The sequence below is a fragment of the Knoellia locipacati genome, assembly GCF_007992835.1.
In the GTDB taxonomy this organism is placed as follows: domain Bacteria; phylum Actinomycetota; class Actinomycetes; order Actinomycetales; family Dermatophilaceae; genus Knoellia; species Knoellia locipacati.
This window is the reverse complement of sequence record NZ_BKBA01000003.1, coordinates 86,026-103,886: the sequence shown is the minus strand read 5'-3', so window position 1 is coordinate 103,886 and position 17,861 is coordinate 86,026. Positions and strand designations below refer to the sequence as shown.

General features: G+C 72.5%; 18 protein-coding genes. 7 read left to right on the top strand and 11 right to left on the bottom strand.

Annotated elements, in window-relative coordinates; translation table 11 throughout:
• Positions 1–107: 107 nt before the first annotated feature.
• Both KLO01_RS02010 and KLO01_RS02005 read right to left on the bottom strand, forming a co-directional pair.
• Entirely contained in the window at positions 108–1,568 is a 1,461-nt protein-coding gene (locus KLO01_RS02010; RefSeq protein ID WP_147061883.1) for a VWA domain-containing protein, read from the bottom strand.
• A 20-nt stretch (positions 1,569–1,588) separates the two neighbouring features.
• Complete coding sequence (locus KLO01_RS02005; protein ID WP_147061882.1) at positions 1,589–2,497, bottom strand: AAA family ATPase; 909 nt, start codon at positions 2,495–2,497, stop codon at positions 1,589–1,591.
• A gap of 45 nt (positions 2,498–2,542) precedes the next feature.
• Here KLO01_RS02005 and KLO01_RS02000 point away from each other — a divergent pair, with 45 nt between their 5' ends.
• Positions 2,543–3,466, top strand: coding sequence for a PfkB family carbohydrate kinase (locus KLO01_RS02000; protein ID WP_186827882.1), 924 nt, complete (start codon positions 2,543–2,545; stop codon positions 3,464–3,466).
• A 19-nt stretch (positions 3,467–3,485) separates the two neighbouring features.
• On the opposite strand, the gene KLO01_RS01995 is transcribed toward KLO01_RS02000, so the two are convergent.
• The 4 genes from KLO01_RS01995 to KLO01_RS01980 all read right to left on the bottom strand — a co-directional run bounded on the left by KLO01_RS01995 (position 3,486) and on the right by KLO01_RS01980 (position 6,232).
• Entirely contained in the window at positions 3,486–4,256 is a 771-nt protein-coding gene (locus KLO01_RS01995; RefSeq protein WP_147061881.1) for a LuxR C-terminal-related transcriptional regulator, read from the bottom strand.
• Positions 4,253–5,479, bottom strand: a complete 1,227-nt coding sequence (locus KLO01_RS01990) for an ATP-binding protein (protein ID WP_147061880.1) — start codon at positions 5,477–5,479, stop codon at positions 4,253–4,255. Before KLO01_RS01990 ends, KLO01_RS01995 begins: the two co-directional genes overlap by 4 nt.
• 121 nt (positions 5,480–5,600) lie before the next feature.
• Positions 5,601–5,792 (bottom strand): hypothetical protein, encoded by a 192-nt coding sequence (locus KLO01_RS01985; protein ID WP_147061879.1) that lies wholly within the window; start codon positions 5,790–5,792, stop codon positions 5,601–5,603.
• A 29-nt stretch (positions 5,793–5,821) separates the two neighbouring features.
• Entirely contained in the window at positions 5,822–6,232 is a 411-nt protein-coding gene (locus KLO01_RS01980; RefSeq protein ID WP_147061878.1) for a MerR family transcriptional regulator, read from the bottom strand.
• Between the two features lie 63 nt (positions 6,233–6,295).
• On the opposite strand from KLO01_RS01980, the gene KLO01_RS01975 reads away from it, so the two are divergent.
• The 3 genes from KLO01_RS01975 (at position 6,296) to KLO01_RS01965 (ending at position 10,278) form a co-directional block, all read left to right on the top strand.
• A complete protein-coding gene (locus KLO01_RS01975; protein WP_147061877.1) occupies positions 6,296–7,486 on the top strand; it encodes an acyl-CoA dehydrogenase family protein in 1,191 nt (396 codons plus the stop codon).
• Positions 7,487–7,530: 44 nt separating this feature from the next.
• Entirely contained in the window at positions 7,531–9,108 is a 1,578-nt protein-coding gene (locus KLO01_RS01970; protein ID WP_147061876.1) for an acyl-CoA carboxylase subunit beta, read from the top strand.
• 105 nt (positions 9,109–9,213) lie between these two features.
• The gene (locus KLO01_RS01965) at positions 9,214–10,278 is read left to right on the top strand and encodes a S8 family serine peptidase (protein ID WP_147061875.1); all 1,065 of its coding nucleotides are present in this window, start codon (positions 9,214–9,216) and stop codon (positions 10,276–10,278) included.
• A 58-nt stretch (positions 10,279–10,336) separates the two neighbouring features.
• On the opposite strand, the gene KLO01_RS01960 is transcribed toward KLO01_RS01965, so the two are convergent.
• From KLO01_RS01960 to KLO01_RS01950, 3 genes are read right to left on the bottom strand one after another with little or no spacing between them, the layout of a single operon-like run.
• Positions 10,337–10,642, bottom strand: a complete 306-nt coding sequence (locus tag KLO01_RS01960; protein ID WP_147061874.1) for a winged helix-turn-helix domain-containing protein — start codon at positions 10,640–10,642, stop codon at positions 10,337–10,339.
• Positions 10,639–11,145 carry a hypothetical protein gene (locus KLO01_RS01955; protein WP_147061873.1) on the bottom strand — a complete coding sequence of 169 codons (507 nt, stop codon included), beginning with the start codon at positions 11,143–11,145 and terminating at the stop codon, positions 10,639–10,641. The genes KLO01_RS01960 and KLO01_RS01955 overlap by 4 nt, the downstream gene beginning before the upstream one ends.
• 31 nt (positions 11,146–11,176) lie before the next feature.
• On the bottom strand, positions 11,177–11,857 hold the full coding sequence (locus tag KLO01_RS01950) for a Maf family protein (RefSeq protein ID WP_147061872.1): 681 nt from the start codon (positions 11,855–11,857) through the stop codon (positions 11,177–11,179).
• A gap of 74 nt (positions 11,858–11,931) precedes the next feature.
• On the opposite strand from KLO01_RS01950, the gene KLO01_RS17020 reads away from it, so the two are divergent.
• Positions 11,932–12,528, top strand: coding sequence for a hypothetical protein (locus KLO01_RS17020; RefSeq protein ID WP_186827881.1), 597 nt, complete (start codon positions 11,932–11,934; stop codon positions 12,526–12,528).
• Positions 12,529–12,626: 98 nt separating this feature from the next.
• On the opposite strand, the gene KLO01_RS01940 is transcribed toward KLO01_RS17020, so the two are convergent.
• Positions 12,627–14,525, bottom strand: a complete 1,899-nt coding sequence (locus KLO01_RS01940) for a Na+/H+ antiporter (protein ID WP_246136010.1) — start codon at positions 14,523–14,525, stop codon at positions 12,627–12,629.
• Between the two features lie 130 nt (positions 14,526–14,655).
• Between KLO01_RS01940 and KLO01_RS17340 the strand changes: the two genes are divergently transcribed.
• Positions 14,656–15,087, top strand: a complete 432-nt coding sequence (locus KLO01_RS17340) for a hypothetical protein (RefSeq protein WP_246136009.1) — start codon at positions 14,656–14,658, stop codon at positions 15,085–15,087.
• Positions 15,088–15,933 carry a lipase family protein gene (locus KLO01_RS01935; protein WP_246136008.1) on the top strand — a complete coding sequence of 282 codons (846 nt, stop codon included), beginning with the start codon at positions 15,088–15,090 and terminating at the stop codon, positions 15,931–15,933.
• Between the two features lie 100 nt (positions 15,934–16,033).
• Here KLO01_RS01935 and KLO01_RS01930 read toward each other — a convergent pair whose 3' ends face one another.
• The gene (locus KLO01_RS01930) at positions 16,034–17,767 is read right to left on the bottom strand and encodes a DUF885 domain-containing protein (RefSeq protein ID WP_246136007.1); all 1,734 of its coding nucleotides are present in this window, start codon (positions 17,765–17,767) and stop codon (positions 16,034–16,036) included.
• Positions 17,768–17,861: the final 94 nt, after the last annotated feature.

Here is a 17,861-nt window from a genome sequence, read left to right as displayed (position 1 = left end):
ACCTCGGGGACCCTTCTCCGGGGACGGCGGGAATGAGGCCCCGAGCAAGGGAACAGTCCCCTTGCTCGGGGCCCCTTTTGCGGGGACGGCGGGAAACGAACCCCGGGTCAGACGGGGAGGAGGCGGCTCACGAACTCCCTGAGCTGGGCGACGTTGCGGCACTCGTGCATGTCGACGATCTCGCTGTAGCGCAGCGCCACCGAGTCGCCGCTGCCCCACATGCGGGCCGGTTCGGGGTTGAGCCAGGAGACGTGGCGGGCGCGGCCGGCGATCTCGCGGAGCATGTCGAACTGCGGGTCGGTGTGGTTGGAGCGGGCGTCGCCGAGGATGAGCACGGCCGAGCGGTGGCTGATCGCGTCGAGATGGTGCTCGACGACGTCGGCGAAGACGGCGCCGTAGTCGCTGTTGCGGTGCCAGCGGGTCATCCGCGACAGGTCGTCGAAGGCATGGCTGAGGTCGCTGCCGGGTGCCGCCCCGATGACGTCGTCGGTGAGGTCGTCGACCCGGTTGACGAAGCCGAGGATGCGGACCCGGCGGAACTGGGTGGCGAGGGCCTGCACGAGCAGGATCGTGAACCGCGAGAAGCCGGCGACCGAGGACGACAGGTCGCAGAGGATGACGAGGTCCGGCCGGTGCGGGCTCGCGTGCTGGAGAGCAGGACGGATCGGTATGCCGCCCGTGCTGAGTGAGCGTCGCAGCGTGCGCCTGATGTCGATCGAGCCGCGCGACGCGCGTCGTCGCCGGGCGGCCAGCCGCGTCGCCAGCTTGCGGGAGAGCGGCTGGATGGCTCCCCGCAGCTCGTCGAGCTCGGCCGGCCCGGCGAGGAGGAAGGGCGTCTGCTCGGCGGGTGCGCGGACGGCATAGCGGCTGATCCGGTCGGCACCGCGGGCCTCGGCGTTGCGACGACGGGTCTCGGTCTCGACCCGACGACGGAACGCCGCGACCTCGGAGCGGAGCTCGTCACGGGTGAACCGGGAGGCGAAGGAGGCGCCGCTCGCCGGGCCGCTCACACCCGAACCGGCGCCGCCGGACCCGCCGCTGCCGTCACCGGATCCGCCGGGTGCGTCCTCGTCGGCGTCCTGCATCCGGGCGAGGGCACCGGCGATCGCCGTCTGGGGAGCGAGGCTGTCGAGCGCCTGCTGCGCCGACCAGGAGCCGGTGGTCGCCGCGTTGGCGAGGGCCCCCAGCTCGGCGACGACCCGGGCGGCGAGCTCGTCGAGCGCCCGCTCGTCACCGGCGGCGAGGGCGCGCGCGAGGTCGTCGCGCAGCTCGGCGGCGCGGGTGCGGCGGTCCTGCACCGTCGCCGGGGGAGCCTCCGACAGGACGCCGTCCCGGTCACCCAGCGCCGCGGGGAACCACACGTCGTAGAGGTCGTCGAAGACCTGTCGCTGCCCTGCCCGGCGCAGCAGCGCGGCGGCGAGCCCCTCGCGCAGGCGCTCGCGGTCCTCGAGCCCGAGGACGTGGGCGGCCGCGCCGGCGTCGACGACCTCGCTCGTCCCGACGACGACCCCGTGGCCGCGCAGGGCGCGGGCGAAGCCGACGAGCCGGGAGTCGAGTGCGGTGGACATGGCGTGTCGTCGGCCGGCCGTCAGGTCGCGGGCAGGTCGAGGGCGACGGCGGCGCGCTCGATGTCGTCCTGGTGCTTGAGCAGGACGCCGAGGTTGTCGCGGACGAGCTCGGCGCTGAGGTCGCCGTCCTGCGTGGCGCCGAGGGCGATGAGGGTGCGCGCCCAGTCGACGGTCTCGGCGACCGACGGCGCCTTGCGCAGCCGCAGCTCGCGCAGCCGTTGGACGAGACGCACCACGGAGGCGACGAGGGCGTCGTCGAGACCCGGCGCGCGCAGCGTGACGATGCGTTGCTCGAGCTCGGCGCTCGGGTAGTCGATGTGGAGGAAGAGGCAGCGGCGGCGCAGCGCCTCGGAGAGCTCGCGCGTCGCGTTGGAGGTGAGGACGACGAACGGGCGGTGGGTCGCGTGGATCGTCCCGAGCTCGGGGACGGTGACCTGGAAGTCACCGAGGATCTCGAGCAGCAGGCCCTCGATCTCGACGTCGGCCTTGTCGAGCTCGTCGACGAGCAGCACCACGGGCTCCTCGCTCCGGATCGCCGCCAGCAGAGGTCGGGGGAGCAGGAACTCGTCGCTGAAGATGTTGTCGCGCAACGCGTCCCAGCCGTCGGCCGAGTCACGCTCGGCGGTGATGCGGAGCAGCTGCTTGGCGTGGTTCCACTCGTAGAGCGCGCGCGACTCGTCGACACCCTCGTAGCACTGGAGCCGGATGAGCCTCGCGCCGGTGGCAGCCGCGACCGCCTTGGCCAGCTCGGTCTTGCCGACCCCGGCCGGGCCCTCGACCAGCAGCGGCTTGCCCAGCCGGTCGGCGAGGAACGTCGTCGTCGCGATGGCGTCGGACGCGAGGTAGCCGGTCTCGCCCAGCCGGTCGCGGGCGTCGTCGATCGAGTCGAAGCGGGGCGTCGCGGGGGCCTGGGGTGCCGGTGTGCTCACGTCGACATCCTCGCAGCCGGGCCCGCACGGCATACGCTGCGGTCCATGTCTCCCCGGGTGATCCACACCGCTCAGGCACTGGTCGACGTCGTCGTGGACGTGCCGTCGCTGCCGCGTCGTGGTGGCAACGTCATGGCGCCCCCGCCGAACGAGTACGCCGGGGGCGCGGTCAACATCCTCCTCGCCGCCGCGCGTCAGGGGGCGGAGTGCGTCCACGCCGGCGCGACCGGCACGGGGCCGCACGGTGACCTCGTGAGGGCGGCGCTGGCCGGGGAGGGTGTCTCCGTCTCAAGCCCGGTCGTCCCCGACCTCGACACCGGCATCTGCGTCGTCATGCTCGAACCGACCGCCGAGCGCACCTTCGTCACGACCCAGGCAGCCGAGCGCGTCATCAGTGTCGAGTCGCTCCAGACGTCGCGGCCCGAGGCGGGTGACCTCGTCTGCGTGAGTGGCTACAGCCTCACCGGGACGACGCGAGATCCGTTGCTGCAGTGGCTTGCTGGGCTCCCGGCCGGTGTCGAGGTGGTGCTGGACCCCGGGGCGATCTTCGCCGAGCTCGAGGACGACATCCGCCACCGGATGCTCGCGCTGACGACGGTGTGGACCGGCAACGCCGAGGAGAGCGAGGCGCTCACCGGCGAGACCGACATCGTCGTGGCCGCGGCCCTCTGCGTCGAGCACCTGCCCGACGGAGCCGTCGCCATCGTGCGTGACGGTCCGGAGGGATGTGCCGTGCACGCCGAGGGTGAGACCACGGACCTCGACGGCTACCCGCAGAAGCCGGTCGACACCAACGGCGCCGGCGACACCCACACCGGCGTGCTCGTGGCCTGCCGGGCCGCCGGCACCGGCTGGGTCGAGGCAGCACGGCGCGCCAACGCCGGGGGAGCGATCAAGGTGACGCGTCGCGGTCCTGCGACGGCCCCGACGGCTGACGAGATCGACGCGTTCCTCGCCGAGCACGCCTGAGAGCCCGTATGCCGTCCGCTCACCGAGTCGGGCGCAGTCGCCACCACGGTTCGGCCCGGCGTTCGGCCACCGCGGGAGCCGGGGCCACCGCTGCACCGGAGGCGACTGGTGCGCCCGCGGCGCCCGTTCCGGTGACCCCGACGGGCGTCGGCCAGTACTCGAGCAGGTCGCCCGGGCCCAACCCGAGCGCGTGCTCGAGCTCGGCGGGCACGACCCGCTGGAAGTGCTCGGAGACGCTGCGGCTCACCTCGGCCCAGTAGCCGCGCAGCGTGGACTCCGACAGGTGCAGCTGGGTGCTCATTTCGGCGTAGGTGAGCCCGCGTGCGCGCCCGGCGAGCACCTGGCGCTGGCGCTCGGACAGGATCGTCAGGCTGTTGCGCCGGACGAGCACCTCGACGAGCCCGATGACCGACGGCGGCACGACGACCTCACCCTCGGCGACGGCGGTGATGACCTCCTCGGCGCGAGCGGTGGGCGCCGACTTCGAGACGACACCCCGCGCACCGGCGGCGAGGCATGCCGCGAGGACGAACCGCCGCTCCTCCTGGCTGAAGACGCACACCCGGTAGCCCGCGGCCACGGCGGCGCGGATCGCCGCGACGCCCTGCCGGACGTCGGGCTGGCTGGCGTTGCTCAGGTGCAGGTCGAGGACGAGGGCGTCGGCCACGGGCCGGGCGGCCAGGAGCGCCTCGATGGTCGAGTAGCCACCGGCGAACGCCAGCCGTGGCATGAGCGCCGGCAGCGACTCGCGGATGACGGTGGCGTCGTCGACGACCGCGACCGTCCTCATCGGGTCCCCTCGTCGGACATCGCCAGGCACGGCCCGGTGAGGGTCACGGTGGTGCCGACCCCGGGGGTCGACGAGATGGTCACGTCCATCCCGCGGCGGCGCATCTCGCCCACGACGACCTGTCGCAGCCCGACGCCCATCGAGGCGGCACTGACCTCGAAGCCGACGCCGTCGTCGTGGAGCGTGACGACCCACGTCTCGGCGTCGCCGTCGGCCGCCGGGGGCGCGTCGGCGTGCACGACGACCGACTCGGCACCGGCGTGGTCGCGCACGTTGAGGAGCAGGCTGGCGAGGGCCTGGTCGAGGGCTGCTGCCTGGCCCGCATCGACGTGGGCACCCTCGGCGAGGTCGACGTTGAGGTGCAGCGGGAGGTCGAGGAAGCGGTCGCAGGTCGCACCCACGACGTCGCGCAACGCGACGCCGTGCGCACCGGACGCCGGGCCGACCTGGGTCGCGCCGCGGCCCTGGAGGTAGGACCGCATCCGCGCCGACTCGAGCTGGGCCTCCTTCTGGAGGAAGCGCCGGGTCTGCTCGTCGATGGTCGGGTCACTCAGCATCCGGATCACCGCCGCCCCGTTGTGGATCGCGAGCTGGGCCCGCCGCTCCTCCTCGCGTCGACCGAGCTCCGTGGCCTCTGCCCGGGCCAGGTCGCCGTCCTGCGCGACCCGCCGGAAGTAGCCCAGGGTGAGCCGGCCGACGCTCGACAGGACGACGAGCGTGAGGACGTTGGCGACGATCGTCGTGGCGGTGTCGGAGTCCCACGCAGGCGCCGCGAAGACGAAGCTCGCCGCGCACGCCGCCACCACGCCGCACACCCACTGCCATCGGGGCATGAGCACCGCGGCACCGGTGCAGAGCACGGCGAGAAGGTGGGCGGGGAAGGGTGCGATCCACGAGCCGACGAGGAACGCGTCGGTCACGGTGAGCGAGCCCAGCAGCATGAGGGCGATCGCCAGCGAGAGGTCGAGCGTGAACCCGCCGCGGCTCAGCGGGCCTCCTCGCCGGAACACCACGAGGCTCACGACGAGGCTGCTGGCGGCAGCGGCACCCCAGCACACGGCATACAGGCCGGGTCGTGGCGAGATCGAGACCCCCTGCACGAGCCCGGGCACCATCTGGACGAGGGTGCCCAAACGGATGCCCATGGTGAGCAGCGCCACGGCGTGGTCGGTGCCGCGAGCCGTGCTCGGCAGCCGCCCCGCATAGTCCGCCCAGCGGCTCACGGTGCCTCGCCCGCGCCCTGGTGTCGTCCCCACCCGTCAGATCTTGCCGCACCGGCCCAGTCTGGGTCGCGGGCGGCGGTGGCGACACCCACGAAACCGCGGACCCGGGGGAGCGCGCGGCTCAGCTCGGGTGGCCCTCGGACTCGGCCTGCGCGTCGTCGTCCGCCGCGGCCGCTTGGGCGTCGCTCGCCTCGAGCGCTGCACGGGCCCGACGCCGGTCGAGCAGGAACTTGCCCAACCCTGCGGCGACGACGGCGGTCACCGTGCCGGACATGATCCAGGCGAAGGCGGACGGTTCGTCCGAGCGGTCCATGCGGGGGTCTCCTTGCGGGGTGGGTGGGCTCAGCGCGGGATCTTCGACAGGTCCTCGCGACAACGGTCCTCGAAGCGACCGAGCTCGGTCAAGGCGTCGTCCAGGTCGCGGCGCCGCTGCTCGAGGTCGGCACGCCGCTCGTCGATCTGGGCCAGGACGTACTCGAGCTGGCTGCGCCGGCCCCGCGGGGCGTCGTAGAGGTCGATGATCGTGCGGATCTCCTCGAGCGGGAAGCCCAGGCGCTTGCCACGCAGGATGAGCCCGAGGCGGGTCCGGTCGCGACGGTGGTAGATGCGGGTCGTGCCACGACGCTCGGGGGAGATGAGGCCGAGCTCCTCGTAGTGACGGACCGTGCGATGGGTCACGTCGAACTCCTCGGCGACCTCACGGATCGTCCAGGTCTGCTCGGTGCCCTCGGGGGCCTCGCTCCGGGTTGCCACGGGCCGCAGTATTGCTTTACGTTGACGTCAACGTCAAGACCTGACCGCCACGAGAGGACACCGATGTTCGAGCTCAGCCAGGACCACGAGGACTTCCGCAAGGTCGTGCGCGACTTCGCCGAGCGCGAGGTCGAGCCGCACGTCGCCCAGTGGGACAGGGACTCGCACTTCCCGACCGACCTCGTGCCCAAGATGGGCGACCTCGGCCTGTTCGGGCTCGTCGTCCCCGAGGAGTTCGGCGGCAGCCTCGACCCCGACGAGGGTGGCGCGTTCACGAGCCTCTGCGTCGCCATCGAGGAGCTCGGCCGCGTCGACCAGTCGATCGGCATCACGCTGAGCGCCGGCGTCGGCCTCGGCATCAACCCGATCCTCAGCTACGGCACCGACGAGCAGAAGCAGCAGTGGCTGCCCGACCTCGTCGCCGGTCGCGCCCTCGCCGGCTTCGGGCTCACCGAGCCCGACGCCGGCTCCGACGCCGGCGCCACCCGCACCAAGGCCGTCCGTGACGGCGACGAGTGGGTCGTCGACGGCGCCAAGGCGTTCATCACGAACTCCGGCACCGACATCACCTCCGTCGTCACGGTGACGGCGCGCACGGGCACCGACGACAAGGGTCGCCCGGAGATCAGTGCGATCATGATCCCCTCCGGCACACCGGGATTCACCGTCGAGGAGCCCTACCACAAGCTCGGCTGGCACATCTCGGACACCCACGGCCTCAGCTTCGCCGGCGCCCGCGTCCCGGCGACGAACCTCCTCGGCGAGCAGGGGAGTGGCTTCAAGCAGTTCCTCAAGACCCTCGACGACGGCCGCATCGCCATCTCCGCCCTCGCGCTGGGACTCATCGAGCGGATGCTCGCCGAGAGCACGGCATACGCGTCCTCCCGCACCGCGTTCGGCAAGCCGATCGCGGTCAACCAGGGCATCTCGTTCCAGCTCGCCGACCTCGCCGTCATGGCCGAGACGAGCCACGTACTCACCTACAAGGCCGCGTGGCTCAAGGACGAGCACGACGCCGGTCGCCGCTCGGTCGCCGAGGTCAAGAAGGCCGCCGCGATCGCCAAGCTCTACACGAGCGAGGCCGCGGTCTCCGCGACCCGCATCGCCACCCAGGTGTTCGGCGGCAACGGCTTCATGGAGGAGTACCCCGTCGCCCGCTTCTACCGCGACGCCAAGATCCTCGAGATCGGTGAGGGCACGAGCGAGGTGCAGCGGATGGTCATCGCGCGTCACCTCGGTCTGCCGACCGCCTGAGCGCGCGACCGCCCGATCGTCCGTCCGACTGAAAGAGTGAGGGTATGCCGGTGAGCGACTCCTCGACCCCGTCCAGCGATCCTCGGGTCGCCGACGTCCGCGCCCGCCTCGAGGCGGCGCGCGTCGCGTCGGCATCGGCTCCCGAGAAGGCCGCGGCCAAGCTCGCCTCGCAGGGCAAGCTCTATGTCCGCGACCGGATCGCGCTGCTCGTCGACGAGGGCAGCTTCGTCGAGGACGGCCGCTACGCCAACGCCCTCGCGACCGGGCTCCCGGCCGATGGCGTCGTCACGGGCCGCGGCACCGTCGACGGCCGGCCGGTGGTCGTCATCGCCAACGACCCGACGGTCAAGGCCGGGTCCTGGGGCGCGCGCACGGTCGAGAAGATCGTGCGAGCCACCGAGATGGCGCTGCGCGAGGAGCTGCCGGTCTTCTGGTTCGTCGACTCCGCGGGTGCGCGCATCACCGACCAGGTCGAGATGTTCCCGGGGCGTCGCGGTGCGGGCCGCATCTTCCACAACCAGGTCGCGCTCTCGGGCAAGGTCCCGCAGATCTGCTGCCTCTTCGGCCCGTCGGCCGCGGGTGGCGCCTACATCCCGAGCTTCACCGACCTGCTCATCATGGTCGAGGGCAACGCCTCCATGTACCTCGGCAGCCCGCGCATGGCCGAGATGGTCGTCGGCGAGAAGGTCTCGCTCGAGGACATGGGTGGCGCACGGATGCACTGCACCGTCTCGGGCGTCGGCGACATCCTCGCGTCCGACGACACCGAGGCCATCGAGCTCGCCAGGCTCTACTTCTCCTACATGCCGCAGAACTGGCGCTCACCCCTGCCCTCGTATGCCGTGGAGCCGCCGGCCGCGCCGCTCACCAGGGCGTCGGTCCCCGAGCGCGAGAGCCAGCCGTTCGACGTGCACGACGTCATCGACGGGCTCGTCGACGACGACAGCTTCTTCGAGATCAAGGCGCTCTTCGCGGCCGAGCTCGTCATCGGCCTCGGCCGGATCGACGGCGAGACCGTCGGCATCGTCGCCAACAACTCGATGGTCAAGGGCGGCGTGCTCTTCACCGACAGCGCCGACAAGGCCGCCCGGTTCATCTGGCTCTGCGACGCCTACTCGATCCCGCTCATCTACCTCGCCGACGTCCCCGGCTTCATGATCGGCTCCGAGGTGGAGCGCGGCGGCATCATCCGTCACGGCGCCAAGATGGTGTCGGCGGTGTCGTCGGCCACGGTGCCGCAGTTCTGCGTCGTGGTCCGCAAGGCCTACGGCGCCGGGCTCTATGCCATGGGAGGACCCGGGTTCGGACCCGACGCCACGATCGCGCTGCCGACAGCGCGCATCGCCGTCATGGGGCCCGAGGCCGCCGTCAACGCGGTCTACGCCAACAAGATCGCCGAGGTCGAGGCGGCCGAGGGTGTCGAGGCGCGCGACGCCTTCGTCGCCGCTCGCCGGGCCGAGTACGAGCAGGACGTGGACCTCGAGCGACTCGCCGCCGACCTCGTCATCGACCACGTCGTCGAGCCCGAGGACCTGCGGGACGAGCTCGTCCACCGGCTGCGCTACGCCGCGCACCGGGACCGTGCGTTCGCGACCAAGCGACGCGGCATACCTCCCGTCTGACGATCGTTGCGCAGGTCACGTCGGTCGCACCGTAATGGTTTCTCTGGGTAACCTCGAAGGGTCAGGCCTCACCGTCGAGGCTGAACCCAGCGAAAGGTTCCCCTGATGCGCGCACTCCGCCGCACCACCGCCCTGGCGGGCGTCCTCGGACTCACCGCCCTCGTCGCGAGCGCCACACCGGCCAGCGCCGCGACCAACGACCCGCTGCGAGGCAAGCAGTGGGGCCTCACCCAGGTCCGTGCCGAGCAGGCGTGGCCGACCTCACGAGGCGCGGGCGCGACCATCGCCGTCGTCGACACCGGCGTGGACCTCACCCACCCCGACCTCGCTGCCAAGCTCGTCCCGGGCGCGACCTTCGTCGGGTGCACCGGCGGCGCGACCGTCTGCAGCGACGGCAACTGGAAGGGGGTGGACGGCGTTGGCCAGGAGCCCGACGCTCACGGCACGCACGTCTCCGGCATCGCCGCCGCGATCACCGACAACGGGACCGGCGTCGCGGGCGTGGCCCCGGACGCCCGCATCATGCCGATCAAGGTCCTCGAGGACGGCTCCGGCAACACCGCCGACATCGCGCGGGGCATCCGCTGGGCGGCCGACCACGGCGCCGACGTCATCAACCTCTCGCTCGGCTCGCTCCCGGGCACGCAGGTGCTCTCGATCGTCGGTGTCGACCCAGAGGTCGAGGAGGCGATCGACTACGCCCGCACCAAGGGCGCGGTCTCGGTGATCGCGGCCGGCAACACCTCGACCATCGCCTGCACGAGCCCCGGGTTCTCGAGCTCGGGCATCTGCGTGGGCTCCACCGACAAGAACGAGCTGCACTCGGCGTTCTCGGAGCTGCCGATCAAGCCCGACCTCAAGGTCGTCTCGGCCCCCGGTGGCTTCGCCTTCGGCGCGTGTGACGACGACGTGTGGTCGACGGTCCCGACCGAGGCGACGAGCGGCTGTGGCGTCGCCGGCTACGACGCGTTCGCCGGCACCTCGATGGCGACGCCGCACGTGGCCGGTGTGGCCGCGCTGCTCCTCGCGCAGGGCCGCACGGTCGACCAGACCGAGAAGGCGATCCTCACGACCGCCCGCACGCCGGTGCTCGGCCTGCGCGGCCAGTTCAGCCCGCTCTACGGCTACGGCGTCGTCGACGCCCAGGCCGCCGTCGCGTCGGCGCGCTGACCCCGGATGCAGGCGTGCCGTGGCGCGAGGGGGCGCCACGGCAGCCCTGCGTCGTGGCTCAGCCCCCGGCGATCTCGCGCAGGGCGGACAGATGCCTCGCGTATGCCGTCCGCCCCCGTCCCGTGAGTGAGAGCCAGGTGCGGGGACGCTTGCCGACGTATCCCTTGCGGACCTTGACGTAGCCCACGGCCTCGAGCGCGGCGCACTGCTTGGACAGCACGGAGTCGGACACCTCGATCGCGTCCCGGAGCGTGGCGAAGTCGCTCTCGTCGACCGTGGCGAGCGCGGCCACGATGCTGAAGCGCACCGGGGCGTGGATGGCCTCGTCGAGCTGGTGGCGGGCGTGTGCCCCGGCGGCGGTCACCGGCGCTGGCGGTCGATGAGGTGGCCGGCCACGAGCATCGGCAGGGCCGTGAGCAGGGCGGCGCACGCATAGACCCACCACGAGTCGACCTGGTCGGGCAGGCCGGCCCGGCGCGCGTCGCCCTGACGGACGTTGAGCCAGATGATCGACACCCAGGTCAGGGCGAGGGTGGCCCCGAGGCCGACGTAGCCGATGAGGCGACCGTTGCGCGGGATGGTGCCGGCGGCACGCTTCTGCCAGCCCGCCAGGGCCACGAGCGCGCCGAGGTAGAGCGCGGTGAGGACGCCGGTGCCCGCACCCGTGGTCTCGGCCACCCGGGAGGCCACGACGAACACCCCCATGGCCACGCCGAAACCGGCGATCGCGAGCGCGTGGACACGGCGGTCACGGTCGGTGCCGAGCCTCGCGCCGGAGGCATGGGCCAGGGCGGCGCGGGCGTCGGCGCTCGTGGGGCGGCCGGTCGCGGATGCGGGAGCGGAGGGTCGGTCCGGGGTCGAGGTCATGAACTCAAGCTAGAAAGTACTTTCCATGTTGTCAACTAGTTGTCCCACTGGCACGAAGGTGTCGCCAGGCGACCCCGAGGTCGCCCAGCAGCTCGCGCAGCAGCGGGAGCGACACCCCCACGACGTTCGACGGGTCTCCCTCGATCGCCGTGACGTAGGGCGCTCCGAGGCCGTCGAGGGTGAACGCCCCGGCCACCCGCATCGGCTCGCCGGTCGCGACATAGGCGGCGATCTCCTCGTCGTCGAGGTCGGCGAAGTGCACCGTCGTCGAGGCGGTCGCCCCGAGGCTGCCGGAGGTGCCGCCCTCGTCCGGGTCGCGGTCGTCGACCACCCAGTGCCCCGTGTGCAGGACGCCCGAACGGCCCCGCATGCGGCGCCAGCGGTCGGTCGCCTGAGCTGCGTCGGCCGGCTTGCCGTGCACCTCGCCGTCGAGCTCGAGCACCGAGTCGCAGCCCAGGACGAGCGACTCGACCTCGTCGCCGTCGATGCGGGCCCTCGCCACGGACTCGGCCTTGGCGCGGGCCAGGAGGAGCGCGACGTCGGCCGGTTCGAGGGGTCCGTGCACGGCCTCGGCGGCGTTCAGAGCGGCGTCCTCGTCGACGTCGCTCACGTGGACGAGGGGCTCGATCCCAGCCGCGCGGAGGGTGGCCAGACGGGCCGGCGAGGCCGACGCGAGGACGAGCAGGAGCGAAGGTGAAGTGGTCTCAGGCACCCAGACACCGTAAGGTGTCGGGCGTTTGTGGCCCGACCGTCAGGTCTGGTCCGAACGACGAAGAGGAGGTTCTCATGCGCTCGATGACACGTCGGGACCGCTCCCACGGTCTCGCGACGACGCGCCGACTCATCGTGGTCGGTGCCGCCCTCGTCCTGGTGGGCACGGCTGCCGAGCTCCAGCAGGCGGTCGACGACGGGTCCTCGCGACCCGGTCAGGTCGAGGCCGGAGGCGCGCCGCGGGGCTCCCAGGGCCCGACCGACGCGACGGGACCCACCGGCACCACGGGACCCACCGGTGCCACGGGCACCACGGGCACCGTCGGCACGACGGGGACGAGCGGCTCGCCCGCCGGGGCCGGCTCGACGCTCGACGCGGCCGCAACACCCGGCTCGACCGCGGCGCCCACCGCGACCCCGACCCCGACCGCGAGCCCCAGCAGCACGACGACCGAGCCGACCGTGTCGCGCTCGACGGCGGCATCGAGGTCGGTCACCCGCACCCCGGCCCCCACGACCGACCCGACGGCGACGCCCACGAAGCCGGGGAAGCCGCGACCGACCCACTCGCCGCGACCGACGCCGCACCCCTCGCCGTCCGACGACGAGGACTCGGTGCTCGACAGCCTCCTGGGCCTGTTCGGCACCGGTTCGAGCCGCACCGGCCTCTGACGCGCCGGGTCACCTGCGTTGACGCGCGGGGTGGCCTAGGTGGGCGCGGGGTGGCCTGCGTTGGCGCGCCGCATCGCGTCCGACGTGTCAGGTCGGCGTCAGCCGAGCGCCCCGTCCACGAAGCACCAGCGCCACGCCTCGCCGGGCTCGAGCGAGCGCATGACCGGGTGCTGCGTCGTGGCGAAGTGCTTGCTCGCGTGCTGACCCTCTGACGAGTCGCAGCACCCGACGTTGCCGCAGCGGGTGCAGATCCGCAGGTGCACCCACGTCATGCCCTCGCGCAGGCAGTCCACACATCCCTGAGTGCTCGTCGGGACGGCGCAGTCCGGCTCGGACTCGAGGTGCTCGCACGCCGTGGCCACCTGGTCGGGGGCCCGGAGCTCGGCGTCGCGAAGCCGTGCCGCCTTGGCCGTCGTCCACGAGAGCGCAGCCTCCTCGGCGTCGAGCTGGTTCATGACGCCGGCGAGGATCTCGTGGTCGACGTCGTCCTCGTCACGGATGCGGAGCAGCTCGTCGCGCTCGGCCTCGAGCATGACGGTGCGCAGCCGCCGCCGGGCCTCGCTGGGCGTCTCGTCCTCGCGCTGGCCCAGCGTGCCCAGGCGCTCCCAGATGTTGTTGACGCGCAGCTCGGCGTTGCCGCGCAGGTCCTGCGCCACGGAGGGGTCGACGTCGCGCTCGGCGTCGAGGGCCCGGAGGCCGGCCCCGGTGGTGGCGCGGAGCACGGTCGCCTCCTGCAGGGCGTCCTCGCGCGGGTCCGGCCCCCGCACGTCGAGCGCACGGGCGAGCATGGGCAGCGTCGACGACTGGAGCGCCAAGGTGCCGATGGTGACGATGAGCGCGATGAGGACGAGCGCGGGCCGGTGGTCCGTGGACTCGGGGAGCGTGAGGGCGGCCGCCAGCGTGACCACCCCCCGCATCCCGGCCCAGGACGTGACCGCGGTGCTCGGCACGTCGAGCGGGGCCCGGTCCGACGACGACAGTCTGTCCACGAGCCAGGTGAACGGGAAGAGCCAGAGCGGGCGCAGCAGCAGCACGGCCACGAGGACGACGACGCCAACGACGGCAGCGCGGCCCAGGGAGATCTCACTGGCGCGCACGTCGGTGACGAGCCGCGAGAGCTGGAGGCCGATGAGCAGGAAGACGGTGTTCTCGAGGAGGAAGGTGATGCTCGCCCAGTTGACCCGCTCGCTGAGGCGCGAGGCCGCCGACTGCAGGACCGGTGCCTTGTGCGCGAGCATCAGGCCGGTCGTCACGACCGCGAGCACGCCGCTGGCGCCGAGGAGCTCGGCGGGCAGGTAGGACAGGAACGGCGCCGTGAACGACAGGGCCGTGTCCGAGGCGGCCTCGGTGAGGTGCTTGCGGATGACGCCGATGAGGATGAAGACCACCCATCCCACGCCGACGCCTCCGACGACCGCGAGGCCGAAGTCGCGGACGACCGAGCCGACCGAGACCGCGCCGTGCGAGGCGAAGCCGTGGTGGGAGGTGGCCAGCCCGGCGGCGGCGATGGCGGTGCGGAGCGTGACGAGCGCGGTCGCGTCGTTGAGCAGCGACTCGCCCTCGAGGATCGTCGTGACCCTCCGGGGCAGGCCGATGCCGCGGGCCACGGCGGTCGCCGCGACGGCGTCCGGGGGAGCGACGATCGCCCCGAGCGCCACCGCGACCGGGAACGTGATCGGCAGCAGCCACCAGGCGACGAGCGCGACCCCGAACGTCGTGAAGAGCACGAGCCCCACCGACAGCCCGAAGATCGCGCGCCGGTTCGCGCGGATGTCCACGAGCGACGTGCCGCGAGCCGCGGCATACAGCAGCGGTGGGAGCAGCCCGAGCAGGACCACGTCGGGCTCGAGCGAGACGTCGGGAACGAACGGGAGCACCGAGGCCACGAGCCCGACCACGAGCAGGGCGATCGGGGAGGGCAGTCCGAACGGGGCGCACAGCCGCGCGACGACGATGACCGTCACGGCGATGGCGACGAGGGTGAGGGCGAAGGTCACCGCCACATTGTCCGCGCCGGGGGACCCCAGGGCGAGCGTCGTCCACAACCGCATCTGTTGCGACCCCGGTTACTCCTCGGTAGGTTCGCGGCAGCGCCCCGCGCGCCTCCACCTCGAACGAAGGCTGACAATGACGTCACGCATGCTCCGCCGGGTCCTCGTCCCACTCGCCGCGCTCGGCCTCGTGGCCGCCGTCGCCGCTCCGGCCTCCGCCGGTCCCGACTCGGTCCCGGGCACCGCCGGCGCCACGACCGTCACGGGCGCACCCGAGCCCGCCCGCCCGGCGTTCTACGAACCTCCGGCCGTCCTCCCCGCCACGCCCGGCGCGGTCATCCGCACCGAGCCCGCGACCTTCTTCCTCGACCCGCTCGGACTGTCCGGCCTCGGCCTCACCGCGACGCGTGTCATGTACGCGTCCAAGGACCGTCTCGACCGCAGCGTTGCCGTCACCGGCACCATCTTCGAGCCGAAGGCGCCGTGGGTCGGCGTCGGCTCGCGCCCGCTCATCAGCTATGCCGTCGGCACGCAGGGCATGGGTGACCGGTGCGCGCCGTCGCGCTAGATGTCCGAGACGCTCACCGAGTACGAGCACTACCTGCTCAAGGGCTACCTCGTGCGGGGCTATGCCGTCGCGCTCACCGACTACCAGGGGCTCGGCACCCCCGGCACCCACACCTACGTCAACCGCGTCGCCCAGGCCCGGGCGGTGCTCGACATCGCGCGGGCAGCGATCCGTCGACCGGGCACCACGCTGACGTCCTCGACGCCGGTCGGCCTGTACGGCTACTCCCAGGGTGGGGGAGCGACCGCGGCCGCGGCCGAGCTCGCCCCGACCTATGCCCCCGAGCTCCGGGTCAAGGGTGCGCTCGCTGGCGCACCGCCCGCGGACCTCACCCCTGTCGCCGCCAACCTCGACGGCAGCGCCTACGCCGAGTTCCTCAACTTCGCCCTGCTGGGGCTGTCGGCCGGCTACGGCGTCGACCTCCGCGACTACCTCAACGACAAGGGCAGGGCGGTCGCGGCGGCCACCGAGAACCACTGCGTCCTCGACCTCGCCTCGTCGGCGTTCCAGAGGTCGAGCACGCTGACTCGGGACGGCCGCCCGCTCACGGCCCACCTCGCCGAGGAGCCGTTCGCCTCGATCGTCGCCGACAACCGGATCGGCCGGATCAAGCCGACCGTGCCGGTGCTCATCTCGCACTCGGGCCTCGACGATGTCATTCCCTATGCCGTCGGGCGCCAGCTCGCGAAGGACTGGTGCGCGAAGGGCGCGAACGTCCGGCTCTCGACCAACGTCGTGCCCCTGCACGTCGGCGGCGTGGCGCCCTCGTCGGCCGAGAGCTATGCGTTCTTCGAGGCCCGCTTCGCCGGTATCCCCCAGGTCAGCGGGTGCTGGGCGATCTGGTGAGCGCGCCTGTCGCGCAACGGTTCTGAACGACGAAGGTATGCCGTCCGCTCGAGGTGAGCGGACGGCATACCTTCGTCTTCGGCTGCGCGAGAAACGGGACTCAGCGACGCATGGCCTCGACGAGCACGTCGAGCCCGACCGAGCCGACGTCGAGGGCGCGCCGGTGGAACGCCTTGGAGTCGAACGAGTCGCCCTCTGCCGCAGCGGTCTCGTCACGCAGCTGCATCCAGATGCGCTCGCCGATCTTGTAGCTCGGTGCCTGCCCCGGCCAGCCGAGGTAGCGGTCGAGCTCGAAGCGCAGCGAGGCCTCGTCGTTGTTGGCGTGGGCGCTGAGGAACTGCCACGCCTTGTCGTAGGTCCAGTCGCCGCCGCCGACCTCCTCGGGGGCCTCGAAGCCGCAGTGGATGCCGATGTCGAGGACGACGCGGGCCGCGCGCAGCGACTGGGCGTCGAGGAAGCCGAGGTAGTTGCCCGGGTCGTCCATGAAGCCGAGCTCGGTCATGAGCCGCTCGGCGTAGAGCGCCCAGCCCTCGCCGTGGCCGCTGACCCAGCAGAGCATCCGGCGCCAGCGGTTGAGCAGCTCGGCGCGGTAGGTCGTCTGCGCGACCTGGAGGTGGTGACCGGGGACGCCCTCGTGGTAGACGGTGCTCAGCTCGGCCCACGTCCCGAACGTCTCCACGCCCTTGGGCACCGACCACCACATGCGGCCCGGTCGGGTGAAGTCCTCGCTGGGGCCGGTGTAGTAGATGCCGCCGGTGTGGGTCGGCGCGATGCGGCACTCGATGGTGCGGACCGGGCCCGGGATGTCGAAGTGCGTGCCGTCGAGCCAGTCCATGACCTCGTCGGCCTTGGTCTGCATCCAGGCCTGGAGCTCGTCGGTGCCGTGGAGCCGGTAGGCCGGGTCCTCGTTGAGGTGTGCCATCGCCTCCTTGACGGTGGACCCCGGCAGGATGCGCTCGGCGGTGCGGCGCATCTCCGCGTCGAGGCGCGCGGTCTCCTCCTGGCCCCACGCGTAGGTCTCCTCGAGGTCGACCGTCGCGCCGAGGAAGTGGCGGCTGGCGAGCTGGTAGTGCTCGCGACCGACGGCGTCCTCCTCGCGGGCCCGGGGCAGGATCTGCTCGCCGAGGAAGACTTTGAGGGCGGCGTAGGAGTCCGCAGCGCGGCGACCGGCCGCACCGAGGTCGGCGGCGAGGGCCTCGGGCAGGGGCTGGCCGTCCTGCGTTCGGGCTCCGCCGGTGAACGTCGCAAAGAAGCCGTCGTCCCCGACGAGGTCGCCGCACTGGGCCATGCACGCCTCGACCTGGCGACGGGCCGAGATGTGCGCCGGGTCGGCGTCGACGGAGGCGAGCAGCGAGCCCTGCCACTGCTCGAGCGCGCGGGGGAGGGCGTCGAGGCGGCGGGTCACCGTCGCCCACTGCTCCTGCGTGTCGGTGGGCATGAGGTCGAAGACGTCGCGCACCGACTGCATCGGGGAGGCGATGACGTTGAGGTCGCACTGGTCGAGCCCCGCCTCGTGGATGTCGACGTCGAGCTGGAGCCGCTCGCGCATCGCGGCGATCGTCACGCGGTCGATGTCGTCGACCGGCTCGGCGGTCTCGAGCCGGGCGAGGGTCGCGCGGGCGAGGTCGGCCCGGGCGCGGTAGCCGGCGGGGGAGAAGTCGTCGAGCTCGTCCTGGCGCACGTCCACGCCGAGGTACGTCGCCTCGATCGGGCTGTTCTCCATGACGGCGTCGAAGTGGCTCTCGGCGATGGCGTCGACGGCGGTGGGCGTCCGGTGCGGCGCCGCGTCGGTGGCGAGGTCGGTGGCGAGGTCGGAGGAGGAGGTGTCGGTCACCCGCCGCACGCTACCCGCGTCGGCCCGTGCTCAACTCACCAATTCCTCCCCTCCGCCACACGGCCAGCCCGTATGCCGTCCGCCCACCTCCCGT